At 42.4% G+C, this 7,069-nt stretch carries 7 protein-coding genes and 1 riboswitch; of the genes, 2 read left to right on the top strand and 5 right to left on the bottom strand.

Going from position 1 to position 7,069, the window contains the following annotated elements; translation table 11 throughout:
• Window positions 1–420 precede the first annotated feature (420 nt).
• Complete coding sequence (locus A136_RS01540; RefSeq protein ID WP_017061054.1) at window positions 421–873, top strand: RNA recognition motif domain-containing protein; 453 nt, start codon at window positions 421–423, stop codon at window positions 871–873.
• Here the strand turns inward: A136_RS01540 and murI are convergent.
• From murI to btuB, 3 genes are read right to left on the bottom strand one after another with little or no spacing between them, the layout of a single operon-like run.
• Complete coding sequence (murI, locus tag A136_RS01535; protein WP_029235160.1) at window positions 836–1,642, bottom strand: glutamate racemase; 807 nt, start codon at window positions 1,640–1,642, stop codon at window positions 836–838. The genes A136_RS01540 and murI overlap by 38 nt on opposite strands.
• 60 nt (window positions 1,643–1,702) lie before the next feature.
• The gene (locus A136_RS01530; protein ID WP_017063778.1) at window positions 1,703–2,368 is read right to left on the bottom strand and encodes an ATPase; all 666 of its coding nucleotides are present in this window, start codon (window positions 2,366–2,368) and stop codon (window positions 1,703–1,705) included.
• 48 nt (window positions 2,369–2,416) lie between these two features.
• Window positions 2,417–4,234, bottom strand: a complete 1,818-nt coding sequence (gene btuB / locus A136_RS01525) for a TonB-dependent vitamin B12 receptor (protein ID WP_017063777.1) — start codon at window positions 4,232–4,234, stop codon at window positions 2,417–2,419.
• Window positions 4,235–4,274: 40 nt separating this feature from the next.
• Window positions 4,275–4,478: riboswitch (cobalamin riboswitch) on the bottom strand.
• Window positions 4,479–4,632: 154 nt separating this feature from the next.
• Between btuB and trmA the strand changes: the two genes are divergently transcribed.
• On the top strand, window positions 4,633–5,742 hold the full coding sequence (gene trmA / locus A136_RS01520; RefSeq protein WP_017061050.1) for a tRNA (uridine(54)-C5)-methyltransferase TrmA: 1,110 nt from the start codon (window positions 4,633–4,635) through the stop codon (window positions 5,740–5,742).
• A gap of 80 nt (window positions 5,743–5,822) precedes the next feature.
• Here trmA and A136_RS01515 read toward each other — a convergent pair whose 3' ends face one another.
• Both A136_RS01515 and fabR read right to left on the bottom strand, forming a co-directional pair.
• A complete protein-coding gene (locus A136_RS01515) occupies window positions 5,823–6,194 on the bottom strand; it encodes a YijD family membrane protein (protein ID WP_004736696.1) in 372 nt (123 codons plus the stop codon).
• On the bottom strand, window positions 6,194–6,835 hold the full coding sequence (gene fabR, locus A136_RS01510; RefSeq protein WP_010438693.1) for an HTH-type transcriptional repressor FabR: 642 nt from the start codon (window positions 6,833–6,835) through the stop codon (window positions 6,194–6,196). The genes A136_RS01515 and fabR overlap by 1 nt, the downstream gene beginning before the upstream one ends.
• Between the last annotated feature and the right edge of the window lie 234 nt (window positions 6,836–7,069).

The raw sequence follows: 7,069 nt of genomic DNA, 5'->3' as shown, positions 1-7,069 counted from the left end.
TTGATATTCATCAACGAGTGCCCACACAGATTGATAGGTTTAAATTGTTAAAGAGCGCTAGCGTTTTGTGATTCACATCTCAGTCGCTAGGGGTGCGTACTATACCTGCACCACTTTGAGAGTCAAGGGTTATTTTCAAACTCTTTTTCTCTACCGATTTCGCTGTGTGACTTTCGTCTCACTCCGTGTCGGTGAGGCGGCATTATAGAGAGATTGAGATGGAGCACAAGGGCTTTTTGAAATAAAAGTTTTGTTCGCCTAAAAAGCCACCAGATCCGCATTTTTCGAATAAAAACTAAACATTTGAGACGTATCACAGCAATACATTGGAAAAATGGAAGCCATGAACGTAAGATTCATGTGTCTATTTTGTTAATGGTAGATGCGTCTATTTCGTTTATTAATATGTAGTATTCCGATATGAACTCAAAAAAATCGATGTTGTTAATTGTCGCACTGGCTGTATTAGGCGGCATTGTTTTCTCTCAGGTAGATATATCGCCTGCAATTACCTTTATCCTTGGTGTCTTGGCTTCCGCTTTTGTTGTTAACTTTTCAAGCACCGACTCAAAATCAGATTCAGAACCTAAGGCTTCAACCAAAACACTTTATGTGGGTAACCTTCCATACAAAGCGAACGAATCACATGTACGTGAATTATTCTCAGAGCATGGTGAAGTATTTGCAGTACGTTTAATGAAAGACAAACGTACTGGTAAAAGAAGAGGCTTTGGATTTGTTGTTATGGCAAGTAATGATGTGAATCATGCAATCTCTGCACTTAACGATAAAGATTACATGCAACGCACTTTAAAAGTACGTGTTGCAAATGATCCTAAACATCCTGAAGCGGACGAATCTGAACTGAGCTAAACCCTAACTGCTTTAACATACTATTTAGTGCACTTTCTTTTTTAGGAAGTGCACTACAAAAAACTTCACGTACTCCCCCTTCTTTATTAACGCTTTCCAAACCCAACAAATCTTGAACCCGCTTAGCTATCGCTTTACCAGAATCTATCAGCACTACACTTTCACCTAGTACTTGTTGAATCTCTGATTTGATCAATGGGAAATGAGTACATCCTAATACAGCCACATCAATTGTGTTGATCATCGGCTGAAGGATTTGCTGTAACTCTTCAAGGCTAATCTCCTCGCCTCTGAGTTTATCTTCGGCCATATCCACCAGCCGAGTAGAACCCAACAGCTCTACTCTTTTATTACTCGAGAAGTTTTTGATGAGCTCGTGTGTGTATTCACGAGTAATCGTCGCGGGAGTCGCAATAAGGCCAACCGCTTTATTAGCCAGTAACGAAGCAGGTTTGATTGCCGGGACTACGCCGACAATAGGGATAAGGTTATTAGCGCGAAGTGTCGGCAGGACTATCGTACTGGCCGTATTACAAGCTATCACCACGATATCAATAGCGTGACTCGCCACAAAACTGGCGACGATACTTTGGACTCGCTGAATGAGGACTTGCTGATCGAGCTCACCATAAGGGTAAGCCTCGTTATCGAATACATAGATATAGTTGTGATTGGGTAGTAACTGGCTTATCTCTTTATATACAGACAGACCGCCAACTCCAGAATCAAAGACCAATATGTTTTTTTGTAGACTATCCGACACAACGATTACCTATAATAAGTTTCGCTGCAATGATACTCCTTCGCTTAGTTTTCGCCAATCCTCACTCTATATAATGCAAGCCTGATAGCGTTGATGAACAAAACGCTCACCTTGCTCTACATTTTCTAACTCTATCTTGAGCTTTCCTTTAAAACACGGTGCTGACGTCACTAGTGTATGGAACTCACCATCTTCTCCACATGGGTCGACGTGACTTGGCAAACTGTCTATTAGTTCAGGCGTGTATTCTTTCCCGCAATAGCTCATATCTAGTGCATCTCTATCAACTGTGACGAGTAAGGTTTCGATTCCTCTGTTTATTATCTCACTAGCAAGAGCCTGGCTACTCTCTCCCATTAGTGGAAACACACACTCCCAGCCAGCCGGTTCTATATAGCTTTTTCTATAGTCGGCAATGCCATTGCAAAACATATCGCCGAATGCCACGGCATCAATTGATAAACCCGACCCTTTAAGCGCCGTAACAATCGTACTTTGATAGATCTCGTTACTTGGGAAGACTTCCGGCAGCTCAATAGTTATTAATGGCAAGCCGATCAATGTTGCCTGCATTTTGACAACCTCGATTGGCGTGACTTGGAAAGGAACCTCATCTCCAACATACGTAGTATAGAGAGCAACAACTTCATACTCGGTGCTTTCAAGTAGACGTTCTAGGGTTAATGTAGAGTCTTTGCCTGACGACCAACTTATGACGACTTTCTTTTTCATTGATATATCCAATAAGAAAAAACCGCCCGAAGGCGGTTTAGGTGAAAATTAGAATTGGTAAGTAGCATTTACGTAATATGTACGCTCTGGAGATGGGTATCCACCAGCTGTCTCGTACTCTTCATCAGTAAGGTTCTCGACTCGACCATTTAAAGTAAGATTTTCATTTGCATAGTAGTTAACTGAAACATCAAACAAACTGTATGCAGCCAACTCTTCAGAGAAATCTGGTCGTGCTCCTACGTATTGGTACCCCAATGACAGATCAACATCATCGAAACTAGCTACCGCGTTATACTTATAAATCTTCTTTGCGCGGCGAACTAACTGCTCACCAGATTGATCTTCGGGGTCTTGAAAGTTAGCGCTCACTTCATGATTAATAAAGCTAGTATCAAATCCTACGACCATTTCCACACCACGTAGTTGGCTTTCGCCATCAGTATTGTAGTACTTGCTTGTCGCGTAGTTATAATCTATTAAGTCTTCGACGTTCGTATCATAGCCAGTAATCGACCAATCAACATCCTTGATTAAGCCACCAAAAGTCAGTTCAAATGAATCTGCCTTTTCAGCTTCTAACTGTGCATTACCGTAGTAGCTATATAGTTGATACAAGTTAGGTGCTTTGAAGGATGTGCCATAAGCTGCTTTTACAACAAGCCACTCAGCATAACGATAACCTAACCCTGTGTTGTAAGTAGTTTCTGTACCAAACTGCTCATTGTCATCAACACGAAGACTCAGTTCTCCGAACGCTTTATCCGCATCTGCGTTTAATGCAGCGAAGTACGCAACATTCGTTCTGTCGTATTCAGTATTCGAAGGCTTAACAATATAAGCCTCATCACGCCAATCTACACCACCACTAAGAGTCAGTGACGACGTTAGTTTGTATGAATTCACCCATTGAACATTTAGCTGTTCAAGCTCATCAGATGTTGCTGACGCTGAGTTCTTGCCTAAAGACTGTTCGTAGTTCCAGTTATCTTGATTCTGATAGTTAACTAAGAAATCAGACTTAAGTTCACTGCCACTATATTTAACACCAGTAGCAAAGGTCGAATTTTGAACTTCAGCTTCTTTGTAAGAATGGTCTGTACCAAATGAACCATCGTACTGAGAAATGGTTTCAAACATACGGAAATTCGCGAAGCCACTCCATTGCTGATCAAAATTATGAACATAACCAATTAGAGCATTGCGTGATTCAAAACCATGGCGATCACCATCATTAACACCTGGTAATGGATGAACGTTGTATCCCTCATCGGAATCGTAACCAACAGATACGTTCAAGTGACCATTTTCACCGACCTTAGTACCACTAACAAAGCTCAGCTCTTGGTAATCTAAGCTTCCTAAACCTGCACTAACTGCCGTTTTTTCATTGTCAGAGTTTGCAACAGTAATAATGTTGATAACACCGCCGATAGCTTCTGAGCCATACATAGCGGCACGAGCTCCTCGAACGTATTCCACTCGGTCAACGAATGTAATTGGTAACTGGCTAAAATCGACACCACCCTTTGCAGCTCGCGCAAAACGAATACCATCAATGAGAACAAGCACTTGATCAGAATTAGCACCACGAACAAAGATCGAAGCTTGCTGTCCTCGGCCTCCATTTTGTGAAACCTGAATACCCGTCAATCGTCTAAACACATCTGTTAGAGACTTAGCTTGAATTCGATCGATATCTTGGCGTGTTACTACTTCAACTTGAGCGACAACACTTTCCGTGCTTTGCTCAAAACGGTTAGCCGTAACCACCATGGTTTCGTCGGCAGAGGCTTCTTGGGCGTGTAAATTGGAGATAGGTGAAAGCAGCGATGCTACAGCTATCGCTAAAAGGGATTTGTTCATGTTGTTATCCTAAATCGCGTAAATTCCTACCAAACCACATCTTATGGTTTAGCTACTGGCAGGTATTCGGACTCAAGAGCACAACCTTTTGGTTACCTTATATTCGACTTCCCACAAAAAGCTATTTGCAGTGTCTTGTGAATACTTGTTCTCTTTTACCGCTGCGCGTCAGTTCTGGATTCACACCAGATTCCCTCTTCAGCCATCTATACATCTAAATGGCACCAGCTTGCCGAAGATAGTATTGACCTCTGAATCATTTGTCTAGTCTAAGATAGTTATAAGCTATAGTTTTCATGGTCGATTTACATTGAATGGCGCTCAACACTGGACAAGCGCCTGTGATTGAATAAAATCTGCGCTCTTGATTTAAAAGCACGACAGCAAAAGGCATAACCATGGCGAATTTAGATGTAAACCCGCAACGCTACCAAGAACAACTGGCAGAAAAGACAGAGCGTCTTACAGAAATGTTCTCAGAATATGATGTGCCTGAACTGGAAGTGTATGAATCTCCAGAACAACACTACCGCATGCGTGCTGAGTTCCGCGTGTGGCATGAAGGTGACGATATGTATTACGTCATGTTCAATCAAGAGACTAAAGAAAAATACCGCGTAGACCAGTTCCCTGCAGCTAGCCGTCTTATCAATGACCTAATGCCTCTATTAACAGATGCAATGAAGGACAACCACTCTCTGCGCCACAAGCTATTCCAAGTAGACTTCCTTTCTACGTTAAGCGGCGAAATTTTGGTGTCATTGCTTTACCACCGTCAATTAGGTGAACAGTGGATTCAAGATGCTAAAGCACTTAAGCAGCAATTAAACGATGAAGGTTTTAACCTAAACCTGATTGGCCGTGCGCGTAAGATGAAAATCGTACTGGACCGCGACTACGTAATTGAAAAGCTAGATGTGAATGGTGATAGCTACATCTACCAACAAGTAGAGAACAGCTTTACTCAACCCAACGGCAAAGTGGCAGAGAAAATGTTGGAATGGGCTGTCGATTGTACTCAAGACAGCAAAGGCGACTTACTTGAGCTTTACTGTGGTAACGGTAACTTCTCATTAGCGCTAGCACAAAACTTCGAGCGTGTACTGGCAACTGAACTGGCGAAACCGTCAGTAGAATCTGCGCAATACAACATCGCTGCGAACAACATTGAAAATGTTCAGATCATCCGTATGTCTGCAGAAGATTTTACTGTAGCAATGGAAGGCAAGCGTGAGTTCCGTCGTCTACAGCAAGCGAACATCGATCTTAAGAGCTACAACTGCAACACTATCTTTGTTGATCCACCGCGTTCAGGTATGGATGTTGATACTTGTAAGATGGTTCAAGGCTACGAGCGTATCATGTACATCTCTTGTAACCCTGAAACATTGAAAGAGAACCTAGACATCCTAAGCGAAACGCACGACATCACTCGTTTTGCTCTGTTTGACCAGTTCCCTTACACGCACCACATGGAAGCTGGCGTATTCCTAGAGCGTAAAGCGTAAGTATCGCTTTCAGGTCTAAGCCAAACAGCAGATACAAAAAAACGAGCCCATTGGCTCGTTTTTTTAATTTCTAAATCAGCTTAAGCAGTTTTGCCGATAAAGCCGAGTTTCTTACCTACCCATGCAAGAAGCAACATCGCGACAATAATCGCAAAGAAGTTTGAGCCAGCATCAGGGTGTTGTGCCTTCACAAAAGCCGAGTGGCCAAATGCACCCACGAAGAAACAAGCTAAACCTACCAGTGGGATATCTTCAGATACTGGGTTAGTTAGGTACTCTTGGTAAAGCGCTTGTACAGCCAAAACTAAAGCGATAAGCGGGAAAATAGAGAAGCCCACTTCGCTCATTGTTACCCAAGATAACAATGCATCACCACACACACCGGCTACAACAGCAAGTACGAGTGTTTTTCTTTCAGAACCACGGTTTACAGTATTATTTTCATTCGACATTATTCAATCCCGCCTTTTAATCGGTTACGTTCACGTTCTTTACGATACCAAAAAGCTCCTTTGGCCATCATTCGCAATTGCATGATCAAGCGTTCAGCCAATTCATCTCGCTGACGTCGATCTAAATCTAATGCTTCTGCCCCTGAGTTGAAGACTAAGATAACCGAGGCTTCCGCTTGAGTGAAAGCTTCGTCCCTTGTCATGCCAGTCGTTATCAAATATTCGGTTAACTCAGCAGAGAAGTGCTGTATCTCACGAGCTACCGCTGCACGAAACTCAAATGAAGTTCCTGAGCGCTCTCGCAATAACAGTCTGAATACGTTAGGGCTGCTTTCAATGAATTCCATAAAGGTTTCAACCGATGTACGAATCACACTGCCTTCTTTTACTATGCGTTGCCTAGCTTGACGCATTAACTGGCGCAGCAGTAAGCCACCTTCATCAACCATGGTTAAGCCAAGCTCATCCATGTCTTTGAAGTGACGATAAAAGGAAGTCGGTGCTATTCCAGCCTCACGAGCGACTTCTCTCAAGCTTAGATTGGAAAAACTACGATCGGCGCTGAGTTGGCTAAATGCTGCATCGATTAAGCTGCGACGAGTTTTTTCTTTTTGCTGTGCGCGAATGCCCATTGGTTTCATACTTTATCAATTTCTTCTTTTACAGCCTAAACAGGCATGTCTAATACTCTATTCAATATAACGCGAATCACTTATTTATATAAGGCACTCTGGTTATATAAGACACTAAACATACCTCTTTGTTCACGTACCGAAGTAAATACGTTCGAAGAAAAAATTTCAATATCCACACTGTCATTTGGAGACATACGACATACCAAATATTATTTTTTCGATAACACTGCGTGATCCCAC

This window comes from Vibrio crassostreae 9ZC13, from assembly GCF_000272045.2.
Lineage (GTDB): Bacteria > Pseudomonadota > Gammaproteobacteria > Enterobacterales > Vibrionaceae > Vibrio > Vibrio crassostreae_C.
The sequence above is the reverse complement of the archived record's forward strand: the minus strand, read 5'-3'. Positions and strand labels throughout refer to the sequence as shown.